This is a genomic window from Micromonospora sp. NPDC049900 (assembly GCF_044461025.1).
Classification (GTDB): Bacteria; Actinomycetota; Actinomycetes; order Mycobacteriales; family Micromonosporaceae; genus Micromonospora.
Map to the genome: position 1 here is coordinate 18,729 of NZ_JBITKM010000009.1, position 17,920 is coordinate 36,648.

At 70.8% G+C, this 17,920-nt stretch carries 18 protein-coding genes; 15 read left to right on the forward strand and 3 right to left on the reverse strand.

Annotated elements, in window-relative coordinates; all coding sequences use genetic code 11:
* Positions 1-133: 133 nt before the first annotated feature.
* Together ACIBMZ_RS20160 and ACIBMZ_RS20165 are read right to left on the reverse strand one after the other, a co-directional pair.
* Positions 134-1,510, reverse strand: a complete 1,377-nt coding sequence (locus ACIBMZ_RS20160) for an NAD(P)/FAD-dependent oxidoreductase (RefSeq protein WP_396695910.1) — start codon at positions 1,508-1,510, stop codon at positions 134-136.
* A gap of 9 nt (positions 1,511-1,519) precedes the next feature.
* The gene (locus ACIBMZ_RS20165) at positions 1,520-2,866 is read right to left on the reverse strand and encodes an aspartate aminotransferase family protein (RefSeq protein WP_396695911.1); all 1,347 of its coding nucleotides are present in this window, start codon (positions 2,864-2,866) and stop codon (positions 1,520-1,522) included.
* 365 nt (positions 2,867-3,231) lie between these two features.
* Between ACIBMZ_RS20165 and ACIBMZ_RS20170 the strand changes: the two genes are divergently transcribed.
* On the forward strand, positions 3,232-4,002 hold the full coding sequence (locus tag ACIBMZ_RS20170) for a DUF5753 domain-containing protein (RefSeq protein ID WP_396695913.1): 771 nt from the start codon (positions 3,232-3,234) through the stop codon (positions 4,000-4,002).
* Complete coding sequence (locus ACIBMZ_RS20175) at positions 3,993-4,178, forward strand: DUF397 domain-containing protein (RefSeq protein WP_396695915.1); 186 nt, start codon at positions 3,993-3,995, stop codon at positions 4,176-4,178. The genes ACIBMZ_RS20170 and ACIBMZ_RS20175 overlap by 10 nt, the downstream gene beginning before the upstream one ends.
* A gap of 201 nt (positions 4,179-4,379) precedes the next feature.
* On the opposite strand, the gene ACIBMZ_RS20180 is transcribed toward ACIBMZ_RS20175, so the two are convergent.
* Positions 4,380-4,892, reverse strand: a complete 513-nt coding sequence (locus tag ACIBMZ_RS20180; RefSeq protein ID WP_396695917.1) for an Lrp/AsnC family transcriptional regulator — start codon at positions 4,890-4,892, stop codon at positions 4,380-4,382.
* 205 nt (positions 4,893-5,097) lie between these two features.
* On the opposite strand from ACIBMZ_RS20180, the gene ACIBMZ_RS20185 reads away from it, so the two are divergent.
* The 13 genes from ACIBMZ_RS20185 (at position 5,098) to ACIBMZ_RS20245 (ending at position 17,903) form a co-directional block, all read left to right on the forward strand.
* Positions 5,098-6,282, forward strand: a complete 1,185-nt coding sequence (locus tag ACIBMZ_RS20185; protein WP_396695919.1) for an extracellular solute-binding protein — start codon at positions 5,098-5,100, stop codon at positions 6,280-6,282.
* A 2-nt stretch (positions 6,283-6,284) separates the two neighbouring features.
* Positions 6,285-7,436, forward strand: coding sequence for an ABC transporter ATP-binding protein (locus ACIBMZ_RS20190; RefSeq protein ID WP_396696252.1), 1,152 nt, complete (start codon positions 6,285-6,287; stop codon positions 7,434-7,436).
* Positions 7,437-7,458: 22 nt separating this feature from the next.
* The gene (locus ACIBMZ_RS20195; RefSeq protein ID WP_396695921.1) at positions 7,459-8,373 is read left to right on the forward strand and encodes an ABC transporter permease; all 915 of its coding nucleotides are present in this window, start codon (positions 7,459-7,461) and stop codon (positions 8,371-8,373) included.
* Positions 8,370-9,206 (forward strand): ABC transporter permease, encoded by an 837-nt coding sequence (locus tag ACIBMZ_RS20200; RefSeq protein WP_396695923.1) that lies wholly within the window; start codon positions 8,370-8,372, stop codon positions 9,204-9,206. Before ACIBMZ_RS20195 ends, ACIBMZ_RS20200 begins: the two co-directional genes overlap by 4 nt.
* A complete protein-coding gene (locus ACIBMZ_RS20205) occupies positions 9,203-10,621 on the forward strand; it encodes an NAD(P)/FAD-dependent oxidoreductase (protein WP_396695925.1) in 1,419 nt (472 codons plus the stop codon). Before ACIBMZ_RS20200 ends, ACIBMZ_RS20205 begins: the two co-directional genes overlap by 4 nt.
* Positions 10,621-11,823, forward strand: a complete 1,203-nt coding sequence (locus ACIBMZ_RS20210; RefSeq protein ID WP_396696254.1) for a saccharopine dehydrogenase family protein — start codon at positions 10,621-10,623, stop codon at positions 11,821-11,823. The genes ACIBMZ_RS20205 and ACIBMZ_RS20210 overlap by 1 nt, the downstream gene beginning before the upstream one ends.
* Positions 11,820-12,833: an agmatinase gene (gene speB / locus ACIBMZ_RS20215; protein WP_396695927.1), complete on the forward strand. Its 1,014-nt coding sequence runs from the start codon at positions 11,820-11,822 to the stop codon at positions 12,831-12,833. Before ACIBMZ_RS20210 ends, speB begins: the two co-directional genes overlap by 4 nt.
* A gap of 46 nt (positions 12,834-12,879) precedes the next feature.
* Positions 12,880-13,272, forward strand: a complete 393-nt coding sequence (locus ACIBMZ_RS20220) for a type II toxin-antitoxin system RelE/ParE family toxin (RefSeq protein ID WP_396695929.1) — start codon at positions 12,880-12,882, stop codon at positions 13,270-13,272.
* Entirely contained in the window at positions 13,269-13,580 is a 312-nt protein-coding gene (locus ACIBMZ_RS20225; RefSeq protein WP_350698807.1) for a helix-turn-helix domain-containing protein, read from the forward strand. The genes ACIBMZ_RS20220 and ACIBMZ_RS20225 overlap by 4 nt, the downstream gene beginning before the upstream one ends.
* A 278-nt stretch (positions 13,581-13,858) precedes the next feature.
* A complete protein-coding gene (locus ACIBMZ_RS20230; protein WP_396695931.1) occupies positions 13,859-14,524 on the forward strand; it encodes a response regulator transcription factor in 666 nt (221 codons plus the stop codon).
* On the forward strand, positions 14,521-15,579 hold the full coding sequence (locus tag ACIBMZ_RS20235) for a sensor histidine kinase (RefSeq protein WP_396695933.1): 1,059 nt from the start codon (positions 14,521-14,523) through the stop codon (positions 15,577-15,579). Before ACIBMZ_RS20230 ends, ACIBMZ_RS20235 begins: the two co-directional genes overlap by 4 nt.
* Before the next feature lie 165 nt (positions 15,580-15,744).
* The gene (locus ACIBMZ_RS20240) at positions 15,745-16,884 is read left to right on the forward strand and encodes an acyltransferase family protein (protein ID WP_396695935.1); all 1,140 of its coding nucleotides are present in this window, start codon (positions 15,745-15,747) and stop codon (positions 16,882-16,884) included.
* Positions 16,836-17,903: a threonine/serine dehydratase gene (locus ACIBMZ_RS20245; protein ID WP_396695937.1), complete on the forward strand. Its 1,068-nt coding sequence runs from the start codon at positions 16,836-16,838 to the stop codon at positions 17,901-17,903. Before ACIBMZ_RS20240 ends, ACIBMZ_RS20245 begins: the two co-directional genes overlap by 49 nt.
* Positions 17,904-17,920 lie beyond the last annotated feature (17 nt).

Genomic DNA, 17,920 nt, shown 5'->3' on the forward strand with positions numbered 1-17,920 from the left:
CCGGGCTGCGTTGATCAAGAAGTTTGGTCGGCCTGGGCGCCAGGAATCGACGCAAACTTCTTGATCAACGCGTCGAGGCGGGGAGGTGGAGGGGGGAGGCGGGGAGGGGGGAGTGGGAGCGGGGGAGTGGGGGTTAGTGGCCTAGGAGGCGGGTGAAGGTGGCGGCGCGGCGGGATGTCCGGCCGGTACGGGACTCGCGTTCGTCGGCGGAGAGCATCAGGCGCAGGCCGGCGTTGACCGCGAGCCAGCGTAGGGGCTCCGGCTCCCAGCGGGGCGAGCGGTGGTTGACCCAGGGCAGCCGGGTCAGCTCGGTCGGTTCGTTCCGGATCAGGTCGGCCAGCGTACGCCCGGCCAGGTTGCTGGTGCCCACCCCGTCGCCGACGTACCCGCCGGCCCAGCCCAGCCCGTCGGCCCGGTGGTAGCCGACCGAGGCCGCCCAATCCCGGGCCACCCCGAGCGGACCGCCCCAGGTGTGCGTGACCGGCACCTCCGGGCCGAGCACCGGGAAGAGATCCCCGAGCGTACGGCGGAGCGTGGCGAAGACCCGTGGCTCCCGGTCGTAGTCGGCGCGGACCCGAGAGCCGAAGTGGTACGGGGCACCCCGCCCGCCGAAGGCCAGTCGGCCGTCGGCGGTGCGTTGGCCGTAGATGATGACGTGCCGGTGGTCGGAGAAGGTTTCCCGCTCGGCCAACCCGATCTCGGCCCACGTCTCGTCGGACAACGGCTCGGTGGCGATCATCAGTGAGTAGACCGGGGCGAGGGCCCGCCGGTGCCCGGTCAGCCCCGGCGTGTAGCCCTCGGTCGCCCGGATCACCACGGGGGCGCGTACGGTGCCGGCCGGGGTGACCGCCGCGCGGGGCCGGATCTCGGTGACCGGGGTGCGTTCGTGGATCGTCACGCCCCGGCGTTCCACGGCGCGGGCCAGGCCGCGGACCAGTCGCGCCGGGTGCACGGCCGCGCAGTGCGGCGTGTAGGTGGCGGCGCGTACCCCGGTGGCACCGCACCGGGCCACGGCCTCGGCCGGGCCGAGCAGGTCCAGGTCGTCCGGGCCGAAACCGAACGCCCGCGCCTCCGCCACCGCCGCCCGGGCCCGCTGCACCTGCGGCTCGCTGCGGGCCAGCACCACGCTGCCGCCGTACGACCAGTGGCAGTCGATGCCCTCGGCGGCGACCACCCGGCCGACCTCGCGGACCGTGTCGTGCATGGCGTGCTGCATGGCGATCGCGGCGTCCCGGCCGTGTCGCCGGGCCAGCCCGGTCAGCGAGGTCGGCAGCAATGCCGAGCACCAGCCGCCGTTACGCCCGGAGGCACCGAAACCGGCCACCTGGCGTTCCAGGACCACGATCCGCAGGGCCGGCTCGGCCTCGGCGAGGTAGTACGCCGTCCACAGCCCGGTGTACCCCGCGCCCACGATGACCACGTCGGCGACGGTGTCACCGGCCAACGGCGGGCGCGGGGTCAACGGCTCGTCCACGGTGGACAGCCAGTACGACAGGTCCTGGTAGGCCACCACCGCCTCCTAGAGTCGTTTCCAGGCCTCGGTGAGTACGCCCCGCAGGATCTGCTCGATCTCGTCGAACTGCTGCTGTCCCGCGATCAGCGGTGGGGCGAGTTGCACCACCGGGTCGCCCCGGTCGTCGGCCCGGCAGTACAGCCCGGCGGAGAACAACGCGCTGGACAGGAAGCCGCGCAACAGCCGTTCCGACTCGGCCTCGTCGAAGGTCTCCCGGGTGTCCTTGTCCTTGACCAGCTCGATGCCGTAGAAGTAGCCGTCGCCCCGGACGTCACCGACGATCGGCAGGTCGTGCAGCTTCTCCAGGGTCGACCGGAAGGCCGCCTCGTTGGCGCGTACGTGCCCGACGAGGTTCTCGCGGGCGAAGACCTCCAGGTTGGCCAGGGCCACCGCGCAGGAGACCGGGTGCCCGCCGAAGGTCACCCCGTGGGCGAACATGCCGGTCTCGGTGAGGAACGGCTCCATCAGCCGGTCGCTGGCGATCATCGCGCCGAGCGGGGCGTACCCCGAGGTGATGCCCTTGGCGGTGGTGATGATGTCGGGCTGGTATCCGTAGCGGGTCGCGCCGAAGTACTCGCCGAGCCGACCCCACGAGCAGATCACCTCGTCGCTGACCAGCAACACGTCGTACGCGTCGCAGATCTCGCGGACCCGCTCGAAGTACCCCGGCGGCGGCGGGAAGCAGCCGCCCGAGTTCTGCACCGGCTCCAGGAAGACCGCCGCGACGGTGTCCGGTCCCTCCCGCTCGATGGCCCGCCCGATCTCGTCGGCGGCCCAGCGGCCGAACGCCACCGGGTCGTCGCCGTGCTCCGGAGCCCGGTAGAAGTTGGTGTTCGGCACCTTGATGCCGCCCGGCACCAGCGGTTCGAAGTCCGTCTTGATGCCCGGCAGCCCGGTGATCGACAGGGCGCCCATGGAGGTGCCGTGATAGGCGATGTACCGGCTGACCACCTTGTGCTTGGTGGGCTTGCCGACCCGCTTGAAGTACGCCCGGGACAGCTTCCAGGCCGCCTCGACCGCCTCCGAACCGCCGGTGGTGAAGAAGACCCGGTTCAGGTCGCCCGGCGCCAGCTCCGAGATCCGCTCGGCCAGCTCCACGGCGGTCGGGTGGGCGTACGACCAGAGCGGGAAGTACGCCAGCTCCCCGGCCTGCTTGGCGGCGGCCTCGGCCAGCTCGGTGCGACCGTGGCCCGCGTTGACCACGAAGAGCCCGGCCAGGCCGTCCAGGTAGCGGCGACCCGCCGAGTCCCAGACGTACGCGCCCTCACCGCGCACGATGGTCGGTACCTCACCGGCGGAGTAGCTCGCCATCCGGGTGAAATGCATCCAGAGGTGGTCGGTGGCGTTCGCCATGTCAGCCCCATCGGGTCTCGGGCCGGTCAGGGGTTCACCGGCCGCTCTGCTCACGGTTATCCCACAGCCCGCCGCCGCGAGGCAAGTGCAATCGGTTGACATTACGCCTTGAAGCAACGGATTTAGCGAGCTTATCCGACGTACTGCAACGGAATCCGCATCGCCGCCGCTTGGGCGGGTGGTCGGAGGTCGGTGGTGGTGCCGGAGGAGTGCGGCGGGGCGTGTCCAGGGCATTCGAGGGGCATCTCGATCGCACCTCAGATGCGCGAAACAGTCCCACCCACAACACGCCGCGATCGGGCGGACAGCGCCACCCAGAGTGGCTAGCGTGCGGCGCAACGTGACGCGCGGACGGAGGTCGGCAGATGAACGAGACACTGCGGTTGGCGATGGTGGACAAGGGCGAGACGGCTCAGTCGTTGGCCGGGAAGGTCGGCGTCGACCCGAAGACGGCGGGCCGTTGGGTGGCCGACGGGCGTACCCCGCATCCCGGCACCCGGGCCGCCGTCGCCGCCATCCTCGGCCGCCAGTCGAAGGAACTCTGGCCGGAGCCGTACCGTCGCCGGGACATGCCCTGGTTCCAGGAGTGGGCACAACTGGAGCAGAAGGCCAGCTCGCTCCGGTGGTATGAGCCGCTGCTGGTGCCGGGCCTGCTCCAGACCGAGGCGTACGCCCGGGCGGTGCTGGCGACCGGCGGCCTGGTCGCGCCGGCGCAGGTGGAGGAGATCGTGGCGGCGCGGCTGGCCCGGCAGCGGGTGCTGGAGCGCGAGGTGCCGCTGCAACTGGTGACGGTGATCGACGAGGTGGTGCTGCGGCGGCGGGTGGGCGGCGACCGGGCGGTGATGGCCGGGCAACTGTTCCACCTGGCCGAGTTGGGCGAGCGGGAGCATGTGCAGGTCCGGGTGATCCCGGCGGAGAACCCGTGGCACACCGGCCTGGCCGGGCCGTTCGTGCTGGCCCGGACGCCGGACGGCGGCGAGGCGGCCTATCTGGACAATCAACTGCGCGGTCAGGTGGTGACCGAGCGTGCCGACCTTGCTAGCCTGGGCGCGAGATGGGAGAGCGTCACCGGTGAGGCGTTGCCGCGTCGCCGGTCCGTCGAGCTGATCCGGGAGGTAGCGGCGACATGGAGCTGACCGGTGCCCGTTGGCGCACCGCCACCCGCAGCAGCAACAACGGCGGCGCCTGCGTCGAGGTGGCCGACAATCTGCCCGGCCGGATCCTGGTGCGCGACAGCAAGGACCGGGCCGGCGGCACCCTGACCTTCACCCCCGACGCCTGGCGCGCGTTCGTCTCCACGCCCCCGCGCTGACCTCCCGCACCGCCCCTTCCCCGCACCGTCCCTTCCCCGCGCCATCCCTTCCGCACGCGCCGATCATGGAGTTGTGGCAGCGACAAACCAGGGCGATCGGCGCATTTCCACGACCACAACTCCATGATCGGCGGGGCGCGGGGGACGGGGCGGGCGGGGCGCGGGGCGGGCGGCGGGCGGTGGGACGGCGTGGGGGCGCCGTCAGGCGGTGCCCCAGCTATAGGTCTGTTTGCGGAGTTTGAGGTAGACGAACGCCTCGGTGGAGAGCACACCGGAGACGGCGCGCAGCCGTTGCAGGATCTCCAGCAGGTGCTCGTCGTTGCGGCAGACCACCTCGGCCAGCAGGTCGAAGGAGCCGGCGGTGATCACCACGTAGTCGACCTCGTCCAACTCGGCGAGCCGGTCCGCCACGCTCTCCAGGTCGCCGTCGGTGCGCAGCCCGATCATGGCCTGCCGGGGGAAGCCGAGCTGGAGCGGATCGGTCACCGCGACGATCTGCATCACCCCGGCGTCGAGCAGCCGTTGTACGCGTTGACGTACCGCTGCCTCGGAGAGCCCGACCGCCTTGCCGATGGTCGCGTACGGACGGCGGCCGTCCTCCTGGAGCTGTTCGATGATCTGCTTGGCCACGTCGTCGAGCAGGACGTGGCTGGCGCCCTCCCGCACGCTGACCCGGCGTCCGCCGGTGCCGTTGTCCTGCTGCCGGTTCGTCATCGAGCGCTCCCCATGTCCATCACGGCGCTGAGCCTAGTGCCACCGCGCAGTCTGGCGTAATTCGTCGTCCACGGCTATTGCGGCTACGGAATCCCTTGTGAGCGAGGTTTCCTCATGTCAGGATCAGTCGTCCATCGCCATTGACCCTCCCGTCGGCGCGCCCACCCCCGTCCCGCCGCCGACGATGACCTGTAGGAGTCGTCACATGCGAAACGCTTACCGGCCCCTCACTCGGCGTGGTCTGCTCACCGGCACCCTCGGCTCGGCCGCGCTGCTCGCGGCGGGTGGCACCCTCGCCGGTTGCGGCACCCCCGGCGCGCAGCAGACCGAGGCCGGTTGTGTCAGCGAGGACCTGTCCGGCACGGAGAAGACTCTCGCCTTCTCCAACTGGCCGCAATATATGGACGTCGATGACGATGACGCGTCGAAGCGTCCCAGTCTCGACAAGTTCGTCACCGACACCGGCATCCAGGTGACCTACACCGAGGACGTCAACGACAACAACGAGTTCTTCGGCAAGGTGCAGAACCAGCTCGCCGCCTGTCAGGGCACCGGGCGGGACGTCATGGTGCTCACCGACTGGATGGCCGCCCGGATGATCCGGCTCGGCTGGATCCAGCGGCTCGAGAAGTCGAAGCTGCCCAACGTCGAGGCGAACCTGCTGCCGTCGCTGCGGAACCGTCCCTTCGACGTGGACAACCACCTCGCCGTGCCGTGGCAGTCGGGCCTGGCCGGGCTGGCGTACAACGGGCGGGTCACCCGGGAGATCCGGACCGTCGACGAGTTGCTCACCCGCGCCGACCTCAAGGGCAAGGTGACCGCGCTGACCGAGATGCGCGACACCATGGGGTTGCTGCTGATGTCCAACGGTCACAACCCGGCCGACTTCACCGCCAACCAGTTCGACGACGCCCTCAACAAGCTCAAGAAGGCGGTCGACTCCGGGCAGATCCGCCGGTTCACCGGCAACGACTACGCCCCCGACCTCGCCAAGGGCGACATCGCGGCGTGCATCGGGTGGTCCGGCGACATCATCCAGCTCGGCTTCGACGACGACCAGATCAAGTTCGTGGTGCCCGACTCCGGTGTGACGCTCTGGTCGGACAACATGCTGGTGCCGAACAAGGCCACCCACAAGGGCAACGCCGAGGCGCTGATCAACCACTACTACGACCCGGCCATCGCCGCCCAGCTCGCCGCGTACGTCAACTACATCTGTCCGGTGCAGGGCGCGCAGGAGGAGATGGAGAAGATCGACCCGGAGTTGGCCGCCAACCCGCTGATCTTCCCGGACGAGGCGATCCTCTCCAAGGCCCGCGTCTTCATGGCTCTGGACGAGCAGCAGGAGCGCGAGTACGAGACCAAGTTCCAGCAGGTTATCGGAGCGTGACGATGGCGCGGGACACCCCGGCCGGCGACCTGAGGCTGGCCAACCTCACCAAGACGTTCGGCCCGTTCACCGCCGTCGACGACCTGAGCCTGACCGTTCCGCAGGGCTCGTTCTTCGCCCTGCTCGGCGCGTCCGGCTGCGGCAAGACCACCACCCTGCGGATGATCGCCGGGCTGGAGGAGCCGACCAGCGGTCAGGTGCTGCTCGGCGACCGGGACATCGCCCGGCTGCGCCCGTACAAGCGACCGGTCAACACCGTCTTCCAGAGCTACGCCCTCTTCCCGCACCTGGACATCTTCGAGAACGTCGCCTTCGGCCTGCGGCGGCGCGGCATCCGTTCGGTCGACGGGCAGGTCCGCGAGATGCTGTCGCTGGTGCAGCTCGACGGGTACGAACGGCGTCGCCCGGCCCAGCTCTCCGGCGGGCAGCAGCAGCGGGTCGCGCTGGCCCGGGCCCTGATCAACCACCCGCAGGTGCTGCTGCTGGACGAGCCGCTCGGTGCGCTCGACCTCAAGCTGCGCCGGCAGATGCAGATCGAGCTCAAGCGCATCCAGACCGAGGTCGGCATCACCTTCGTGCACGTCACCCACGACCAGGAGGAGGCCATGACGATGGCCGACACGGTCGCGGTGATGAACGCCGGGCGGATCGAGCAACTCGGCCCACCCGCCGAGATCTACGAGTTCCCGGCCACCGCGTTCGTGGCCAACTTCCTCGGCCAGTCCAACCTGATCGCTGGCGAGGTCTCCGGTGCCGACGGCGACGACCTCCTGGTCACCGCGCACGGCGCGCGGTTCTCCGTGCCGTCGGCGCGGGCCCGCACCGACCAGGGTCCGGTCTTTCTGGGCGTACGCCCGGAGAAGCTGCACCTGGTCGGTGCCGCCGTGCAGGTGCCCGCCGGCAACCAGCACCTCGAAGGCACCGTCACCGACGCCTCCTACGTCGGGGTGAGCACGCAGTACCTGCTGCGCACCGGCTGGGGCACCGAGCTGAGCGTCTTCGTCGCCAACAGCGGGGCGCAACAGCGTTTCGCCGTCGGCGAGCGGGCCGTGGCGTACTGGGATCCGCAGCACGCCTTCCTGCTCGGTCGCCGCGCCGACGAGGAGGACCGCACCACTCCGGTCCTGGACGAGCCGGTCGGTGCGTCCTCATGAGCCAGCGAAGCGAGATCACGGCGTGAGCGCGCTGGCTCACGTACCCACCGGCTCCGGGCAGCCGGCGTCGCCGCCGCCGGCTGCCCGATCGGGGCGGTACCGGCTCCTGCCGTACCTGCTGTTGCTGCCCGGCGGGGCCTGGCTGCTGCTCTTCTTCGCCCTGCCGCTGGTGCAGCTCGCCGCGGCCAGCCTCTACGACCCGAACGGCACACTGTCCACCGGGTACGCGATGACCTGGGCGTTCGGGAACTACCCGGCGGCGTTGCAGGCGTACTGGCCGCAGTTCAGCCGCTCGTTCCTGTACGCCGGCATCGCGCTGGTGCTGGCGCTGCTGATGGGCTACCCGCTGGCGTACGCGATCGCGCAGAAGGCCGGCCGGTGGAAGAGCCTGCTGCTGGTCTGCGTGATCGCGCCGATGTTCACCAGCTTCCTGGTGCGTACGCTGGCCTGGAAGACCATCCTGTCGGACAACGGCTGGTTGGTGGGGCTGCTGCGGGACGTCCACCTGCTCGGTCCGGACGGGCGGCTGTTGGCCACCCCGATCGCGGTGGTGCTCGGCCTGACGTACAACTTCCTGCCGTTCCTGGTGCTGCCGCTGTACGCGAGCCTGGAGCGGCTCGACCACCGGCTGCTGGAGGCGTCCAGCGACCTGTACGCCAGCCCGCTGAAGACGTTCCGCCGGGTAACCCTGCCGCTGTCGATGCCGGGCCTGATCGCCGGGACGCTGCTGTTCTTCATCCCGGCCACCGGCGACTACATCAACGCCGAACTGCTCGGCACCCCCAACGAGTACATGATCGGCAACGTCATCGACTCGGCGTTCCTGGTCCGGCTGGACTACCCGCAGGGCGCGGCGCTGTCGTTCCTGCTGATGTCGGCGATCCTCGCGGTGGTCTTCGTCTATCTGCGTCGGGCCGGCACGGAGGAGGTTCTATGAGCCGCGTCTCCCGGTGGTTGGCCCAGCACTGGGTGATGGGCGTGGCCCTGCTGGTGCTCGGCTACCTGTTCCTGCCGATCGCCGTGGTGGGCGCGTTGTCGTTCAACCGCCCCTCCAACCGGCTCTCGTACGACTTCCACGAGTTCACGCTCGACAACTGGCGCAACCCGTGCGCCACCTCCGACATGTGCGACGCCGTGGTCCGCAGCGTGCAGATCGGCTTCATCGCCACCGTCGTCGCCACCGCGCTCGGCACGCTGATGGCGTTCGCGCTGGTCCGGCACCGGTTCCGGGGACGCTCCGGGCTCAACGTGCTGATCTTCCTGCCGATGGCCACGCCGGAACTGGTGATGGGCACCTCGCTGCTGGCGCTCTTCGTCGCCGGTGGGGTGCCGCTGGGCTTCTGGACCATCGTCATCGCGCACGTGATGTTCTGCCTGTCGTTCGTGGTGGTCACGGTCAAGGCGCGGCTGGCCGGGATGGACCGGCGGCTGGAGGAGGCCGCGATGGACCTCTACGCCAGCGAGTGGCAGACGTTCCGCCGCATCACGCTGCCGTTGGTGCTGCCCGGCATCGTGGCCGCCGCCCTGCTGGCGTTCTCGCTCAGCTTCGATGACTTCATCATCACCAACTTCAACTCCGGCACCACCGTCACGTTCCCGATGTACGTCTGGGGTGCCGCCCAGCGGGGCATCCCGCCGCAGGTCAACGTCATCGGCACCGCCATGTTCGCGATCGCGTTGCTGCTGGTGCTGGCCAGCATGCTGCGGGGGCGGCGGGCCCGCCGGGCGGCGATCGCGGTGCCGGTCGTCCGGGCGACAAGCCGGTCATGACCGGGCCGTCCACCGGTCGGGCGCTGGCCGACGCGGTACGCGCACCGTACTGGCTGGACCGGCCGGAACGCCCCGACCCGTTGCCACCGCTGCCCGGCCCGACCACCGCCGACCTGCTGGTGATCGGGGGCGGCTACAGCGGGTTGTGGGCCGCCCTGCTGGCCAAGCAGGCCGACCCGGCACGCGACGTGCTGCTGGTGGAGGCGGGTACCTGTGGCTGGGCGGCCTCCGGTCGCAACGGCGGGTTCTGTGCCGCCTCGTTGACGCACGGGCTGGCCAACGGGGTGCAGCGGTTCCCGGACGAGATCGGGACGCTGGAGCGGCTCGGCCGGGAGAACCTGGACGCCATCGCCGCGACCGTGGCGGAGCATCGGATCGACTGCGACTTCGCGCGGACCGGCGAACTGTCGGTGGCGGTCGAGCCGTACCAGCTCGACGGGCTGGCCGCCGACGCCGCGCTGGCCGGGCGGTTCGGGCACGACGTCAGCCTGCTCGACGCCGACGAGGTGCGCGCCGAGGTGAACTCGCCGACGTACCTGGGCGGTCTGTGGGACCGTGACCGGGTGGCGATGCTCGACCCGGCGCGGTTGGCGTGGGGACTGCGTCGGGCCTGCGTGGACCTCGGCGTGCGGGTGCACGAGCACACCCGGGTCACCGGCCTGCACCGGGACACCAACGCGTTGCTGGCCCGCACCGTCGCCGCCGACGACCGCCCCGGGGCGGTCCGCGCGGCCAGGGTGGTGCTGGCCACCAACGCGTTCCCGCCGTTGCTGCGCCGCCTGCGCACCTGGATCGTGCCGGTGTACGACTACGCGCTGACCACCGAGCCGTTGACGCCCGCGCAACGCGACGCCGTCGGCTGGCGCAACCGGCAGGGCCTGGCCGACACCGGCAACCAGTTCCACTACTACCGGCTCACCGGGGACGGACGGATCCTGTTCGGCGGCTACGACGCGGTCTACCACTACGGCAACCGGATGACGCCGGCACTGGAACAGCGTGACGCCACCTTCAGCGCCCTCGCCCGCCACTTCTTCACCACCTTCCCGCAGCTCGCCGACGTCCGGTTCAGCCACCGCTGGGGCGGGGTGATCGACACCAGCACCCGGTTCTGCGCCTTCTTCGGCACCGCGTACTCCGGTCGACTCGCGTACGCGGCCGGGTACACCGGGCTCGGCGTCGGGGCGACCCGGTTCGGTGCCCGGGTGCTGCTCGACCTGCTCGACGGCGTGGACAGCCCGCTGACCCGGCTCGACCTGGTCCGCAGCCGTCCGCTGCCGTTCCCGCCCGAACCGGCCCGCGCGGTCGGCATCGGGCTCACCCGCTGGTCCATGGCCCGGGCCGACGCCGCTCAGGGGCGGCGCAACCTGTGGCTCCGTACGCTCGATCGCTTCGGTCTGGGGTTCGACTCGTGATGCGTGTGCTGCTGATCGGGGCCGGAGGCGTCGGTTCCGCCGTCGTCGCCATCGCGGCCCGACGTGCCTTCTTCGACACCATGGTGGTCGCCGATCACGACGAGACCCGTGCCGCGCGGGCCGTCGCCGGACGGGACGATCGCTTCGTCGCCGCCGGTGTCGACGCCGCCTCGGCGGAAGCGGTCGCGGCGCTCTGCCGCGAACACCGGATCACCCACGTGCTCAACGCGGTCGACCCACGCTTCGTCATGCCGATCTTCGACGGTGCGTACGCGGCCGGCGCCGACTACCTCGACATGGCTATGTCGCTGTCCCACCCGCACCCGACCCGGCCCCACCAGGAGACCGGCGTCATGCTCGGCGACGCGCAGTTCGCGGCGGCCGACCGCTGGACGGCGGCCGGGCGGCTGGCGCTGTGCGGCATCGGCGTCGAACCCGGCCTCTCCGACGTCTTCGCCCGCTACGCCGCCGACGAGCTGTTCCGCGAGATCGACGAGATCGGGGTACGCGACGGGGCGAACCTGACCGTCGACGGCTACGACTTCGCCCCCTCGTTCTCCATCTGGACCACCATCGAGGAGTGCCTGAACCCGCCGGTGATCTGGGAGGCCGACCGGGGCTGGTTCACCACCGAGCCGTTCAGCGAGCCGGAGGTGTTCGAGTTCCCTGCGGGGATCGGGCCGGTCGAGTGCGTCAACGTGGAGCACGAGGAGGTGCTGCTGATCCCGCGCTGGGTGCGGGCGAGGCGGGTCACCTTCAAGTACGGCCTCGGCGCGGAGTTCATCGAGGTGCTCAGGACGCTGCACAAACTCGGTCTCGCCGCGACCGAGCCGGTGCGCGTGGGCCCGGTGTCGGTGTCGCCGCGCGACGTGGTGGCCGCCTGCCTGCCCGACCCCGCCACCCTCGGCGACCGGATGCGCGGCAAGACCTGCGCCGGCACGTACGTCACCGGAATCGGCACCGACGGCCGGCCGCGCCGGGTCTACCTCTACCACGTGGTCGACAACGAGTGGTCGATGCGCGAGTACGGCCACCAGGCGGTGGTCTGGCAGACGGCGGTGAACCCGGTCGTCGCCCTGGAACTGCTGGCCGACGGCGCGTGGTCGGGCAGCGGGGTGCTCGGTCCGGAGGCGTTGCCGCCCAAGCCCTTCCTCGACCTGCTCACCGCGTACGGCTCGCCGTGGGGGATGGCGGAACGATGACCCGGTACGGCCCGATGTACGGCCCCGACGTGACGTTCCTCGGCGTACCGCCCTGCACGTTGGAGGAGCCCGTCACGTACGCCGACGCCGACGTGGTGATCATCGGCGCGCCCTTCGACGGCGGTACCTCGCACCGCCCCGGCACCCGGTTCGGCCCGTCCGCCATCCGGCAGGCGTGTTACCTGCCGCACGACGGCTCCCGCCCCTCGCTGGCACTGCGCGTCGACGCGCTGCGCGACCTGTGCGTCTACGACGCCGGTGACGTCGAGATGTTCTCCGGCGACATCGAACGGTCGCTGTCCGCGCTGGAGTCCGCCGTGTACGCGGTCGCCTCGGCCGGTGCGATCCCGGTGGTCCTCGGCGGCGACCACTCCATCGCCCAGCCCGACGCCACCGGGGTGGCCCGGCACCACGGGCTCGGCCGGGTGTCGCTGGTGCACTTCGACGCGCACGCCGACACCGGCGACATCGAGTTCGGTTCGTTGCACGGTCACGGCCAGCCGATGCGTCGACTGATCGAGTCCGGCGCGGTACGCGGTGACCGGTTCCTCCAGATCGGCCTGCGCGGCTACTGGCCGGGCCCCTCGACGCTGTCCTGGATGGCCGAGCAGCGCATGCGCTCGTACGAGATGACCGAGATCGTGGCCCGTGGCCTGGACGACTGCCTGACCGAGGCGTTCGGCGTCGCCACCGACGAGTGCGAGGGCGTCTTCCTCTCCGTCGACGTGGACGTGGTCGACCCGGGCATGGCCCCCGGCACCGGCACCCCCGAACCGGGCGGCTTCACCAGTCGTCAACTGCTCGACGCGGTCCGTCGGGTCTGCTACGAACTCCCCGTGGTCGGGGTGGACGTGGTCGAGGTCGCCCCACCGTACGACCACGCGGACATCACCGCGTACCTCGGAAACCGGGTCGTCCTGGAGGCGCTGTCGGCCATCGCCCGCCGCCGTCGCGACGCCGCCGGTGGCCCACCCTGGGACCCCACCCAACCCCTCCTCGACCGCCGCTGACTCCCGACGGCACCTTGGCGGGTTTAGCTCGGGCTATAGTTGTGCCATGGGTTCCGACCGACGCCGTTGGCAGGTCCGAGTCACCGGAGAGGTCCGCCGGTGGCTCCAGGATCTCCGTCGGGACGACTTGGATACCTACGAACGTGTCCGGGTGGCCGTGGATATGTTGGCGGAGGTCGGGCCGGGGTTGGGACGACCCCTCGTGGACACGCTCCGAGGGAGCAGCGTCAGCAATCTGAAGGAGTTGCGACCGAGGTCGGGTCGGGATGTCGCCATTCGTGTGCTGTTCGTCTTCGATCCATGGTCGCAGGCCGTGCTTCTGGTCGCCGGTAACAAGGCGCACAACTGGACGCAGTGGTACAAGGAGAACATCCCGTTGGCCGAGTTGGCCTACAAGGCGTGGCTCGACAGCGAGTACGAGCGTAGGGGGGAATCGTGACCGAGTTCCACGACTGGGACGAGGTGCGTGCGGAGCTCGGCGGTGACGACGCCGCCCACGACGAGGAGCGGGCCAGGACCGAGGCGTGGGTGAGCGCCTATCACCTCGCGGAGGAGCGCAAGCGGCTCGGGCTCACGCAGCGAGAGGTGGCCGAACTCATGGGAGTGACCCCGGGGCGGGTCAGCCAGATCGAGAACGGCGACCTCGACGTCAACGAGGTCGCCACGCTGAGTCGGTACGCAAACGCGCTCGGAGCCCGACTCCGCATCATCTTCGACTACGGCAACGACCTTCGCCAGATCGCCTGAACACCCTTGGTGCCCAGGGATCCCGTTCCGTAGCCGTAGTGGGCCTGTCCATTGGATTGCGCATGCCCTTGCGACGGTGAGGTGGGTCACTCTCTGTCACGGGGCGGGGATGGGGACGGGACATAAGTACTGATCAGGCACACGGGGGCGGTTGGCGCACGCGGGCATTTGTGGTGACGTCGTCGACGTGGAGTATTGCTGCGGCGGGCGCTTACAAAAATCTTAACTTCCACCTGCGAACGTATGCCCGGCAACGACGGATCACGGGGGCGAAGAGCGTGCGGGTGTTGGTGGCGGACGACGAGCGGCTGCTGGCGGACATGGTCGCCGAGGGCCTCAGGCGGCTCTCGATGGCGGTGGACGTCTGCTACGACGGCGACGGTGCGTTGGAGCGGATCGGGGTCAACCGCTACGACGTGGCGGTGCTGGACCGGGACATGCCGGGACACACCGGCGACGAGGTGTGCCGCAGCCTCGCCGGGTCCGGTTCCGGTACCCGGGTGCTCATGCTCACCGCCGCCGCCGGTATCCGGGACCGGGTGGAGGGGCTCGGGCTCGGGGCGGACGACTATCTCACCAAGCCGTTCGCCTTCGCCGAGTTGGTCGCCCGGGTGCAGGCGCTCGGTCGGCGGTCCGCCCCGGCGGTGCCGCCGGTGTTGGAGCGGCACGGGGTGGCGTTGGACGTGGCCCGGCACTCGGTCACCCGGGACGGCCGGGCGGTCAGCCTGAGCCCGAAGGAGTTCGCCGTGCTGCACGTGCTGTTGCGCGCGGACGGGCGGGTGGTCAGCTCCGAGGAACTGCTGGAGCAGGCGTGGGACGAGTTCGCCGACCCGTTCACCAACACGGTGCGGGTGACTGTGATGACCCTGCGCAAGAAGCTCGGAACGCCTCAGGTCATCCACACCGTTCCCCGGGCCGGTTACCGGATCGGTGCGGCGTCGTGACCCCGCGTCGCAGGATCGTGCTGGTCGGCGTGGTCGCCCTGATCGCCGGGTACGCCCTGCCCGGGCTGACCGTGTCGATGGCGAGCGAGTTGTGGTGGCGGGTCCGGGGGCTCTGCTCCAGCGGACTGTCCGGCAGTGGGCTGGTGTGCGAGCCGGCGCGGGGTCTCACCGGTCTCGCGGTTCCGCTCCTGGCCCTGGGCGTGTTCGTGCTCGCGGTGGCGGCGATCTGGGCCGCCGCGGTCTGGTGTCTGCGGCCGATCCGGGACCTCGCCGGTCCGATCTCCAACGTCGGGCCGCAGAACCTCGGCTACCGGATCCGGATGCGCGGCACCGACGAGGTGGCCCGGCTGGCCCGCTCGATCGACGAGATGATGGAGCGCATCGCCGCCGGGTACGAGGGACAGCGGCGGTTCGCCGCGAACGCCTCGCACGAGTTGCGTACGCCGTTGGCCGTGCAGCGCACGTTGATCGAGGTCGGGATGTCCCGCTCGCTCAGCGGCGAGCAGTTGGAGCTGGTGACCGGCCAACTGCTGGAGACCAACGAGCGTAACGAACGGCTGATCGAGGGGCTGCTCGCGCTCAGCGAGAGTGACCAGGGGCTACGGTCGCGCCTGCCGCAACGCCTGGACGAGATCGTCACGGAGGTGCTGGCCGCGTACCAGGACCGGATCACCACGGCCGGGGTGACGGTCAGCACCCACCTGGTGCCCCGGACCGTGATGGGTGAGCGGGTGCTGCTGGAACGCCTGGTGACCAACCTGATCGAGAACGCGATCAAGTACAACCACCAGGGCGGGGCGATCAGCGTCACGGTCGGCCACAATCCGGCGCTGACCGTGGTCAACACCGGTCAGGTGGTGCCGGCCGAGGCGGTGGCCGGGCTCTTCGAGCCGTTCCGCCGGCTGGCCCGGGACCGCACCAACCAGAGCGGTGGTGCCGGTCTGGGACTGGCCATCGCCCGCTCGATCACGCAGGCGCACGACGGCCTGATCGCCGCCCGCCCTGCCGAGTACGGCGGCCTTCGGGTCGACGTCCAGCTACCCCGGGCGCCCTGATCCGGCGGGGCGCCGATCCGCGAGGCCCGATGCGAAGGCATCGGCACTGGTGACACCAATCTCTGGTCCACAGTGAACGCTTCGCTTCCGGCAACCGTCGTTTCGTCCGGAGCATCACCTTTCGCCTGCGCGAAATGTCCGCCCTTCGTCGGATGAGGAGACCCTGTGCGCACTCCTGAGCTCGTCGCGCCCACCACCGGAGCCCGCCCGACCGGCGGCCGGTTGGACTGGGCGGACGTCGCCAAGGGCGGCTGCATCCTGCTGGTCCTGCTCTGGCACGTGATCATGAAGGACTACCTCCAGATCGACTGGCGGTTGGACGTGCCGGTGGCCGGCGCGTGGGGGACGCTCGGCGAACTGCTGCTGCCGATGAGGATGCCGCTGTTCTTCACCATCTCCGGGATGTTCGCGGCCACCGCCGTGCAACGCCCGTGGCGGGCGGTCGGCCGTCCGCGCATCGCCAGGTTCCTCTACCTGTACGCGATCTGGCTGCTGATCCACACCGCCCTGCTGGCCCTCGCGCCGGGCTTCCCGACCGACCGGGCGACCAACCCGGGGGAGTTGCTGGCACAGTTGACGGTCACCCCGTCGAACCTCTGGTACCTGTACGCGCTGGCGCTCTACTTCGTACTCGCCAAGGCGTTGCGGCGGGTCCACCCGGCGCTGCTGCTGGCCGCGGCGGGTGCGCTCAGCGCGGTCGCCGCGGTGGGGCTGCTCGACACCCCCGGCAACCGGGGCGGGCTCTACCAGAACCTGGTGTTCTTCCTCGCCGGCCTGCACCTGCGCCGGTACGTGCAGCGCTGGTCGGCGGCGGTGACCACCGGACGTCTGCTGCTGGCGGTCGGCGGCTACCTCGCCGTGCTGGCCGCCGTCCGGGTGACCGGTGCCGGGCAGGTGCCCGGGGTGACGCCGCTGGTCTCCGTCGTCGCGGTGCTGGTGGGCGTCGCCCTGGCGGTGCAACTGGCGCGGTGGCCGCTGATCCGCGAGCCGCTCGCCGCGCTCGGTCGGCAGACGCTGCCGATCTATGTGATCCACATGCCGGTGCTGGCACTCCTGCACCGACTGATCGCCGAACCCATCGCCGACCTGGGCGACTCCGCCCGGCTCGCGTTGGCCTTCGGCTACCCGTTCTCGCTCACCGTCCTGGTGCTGGCGCTCAGCCTCGGCCTGCACCGGGCGCTACTGGCGGCGCGTGCGACCTGGCTGTTCGACCTGCCGGCCCGCCGCACGCCGATCGAATCGACAAGGGAGACGACATGGCCCACACCGACCCCGCCGACCCCGATCGGCCAACGGTCGACGTGACAGCGGCCGCGCGCTGGCTCGACGGGCAGGTGCTGCGTACCCCGCTGCTGCGGTCCCCGGTGATCGACCGGCTGGTCGGCGCGCGGGTGCTGCTCAAGGCGGAGAACCTGCAGAACGGTGGCTCGTACAAGATGCGCGGCGGGCTGTACGCGGTGGGGCGGCTCGCCGCCGCCGGTCACACCGGTGTGGTCGCGCAGAGCACCGGCAACCACGCCGTCGCGGTCGCCCTGGCGGCCAAGCGGCACGAGATGGCCGCCACGGTGGTGCTGCCGGTCGACGCCACGCCGTCGAAGGTGGCGCGGGCCCGTGGGGCCGGCGCCCGGGTGGTCCTCGCCGGGTCCACCGTGGAGGAACGGCTGGCGGTCGCGCGCCGGATCAGCGACGAGACCGGTCACCCGATCGTCGACGCGTACGACCACCCGGACGTGATCTCCGGACAGGGCAGCGCCAGCCTCGAACTGATCGAGGACGCCGAGCGGGCGGGCACTCCGCTGGACACCCTGGTCCTGCCGGTGGGTGGGGGCGGCGGCGTCGCCGGTGCCTGCCTGGCCGCGTCCGACCGGCCCATCGACGTGTACGGCGTGGAGCCGTTCGGTTGTGACTCCCTCGCGCACAGCCTGGTCGCCGGTCGACCGACCCCGGTCCAACCGGCACCGACGATCGCCGACGGTCTGCGGCCGTCCCTGGTCGGCGCGCTGCCCTTCGACATCCTGCGGACCCGCCTGCGCGGCGTGATCCGGGTGGACGACGAGGAGATCGCGTCGGCGTTCCGGCTGCTCCTGATGGAGCTGAAGGTGCTGGCCGAGCCCTCGGGCGCGGCCGGGCTGGCCGGGGCGCTGTGCCTCGCCGCCGACGGCGCGACGCGGGTCATCGTCGGTGCCGCCGCACCGGCCGCCGCGGCGGACGGCGGCACTCGACAGCGCACGGTCGGCGTGGTGCTGACCGGCGGGAACGTGGAAGCGGACCTGGTCGCCCGGCTGGCGACCCCGGTCCTGTCAGGAGAAGGAGTGCGGGCATGAGCGAGCGAATCAGCGGA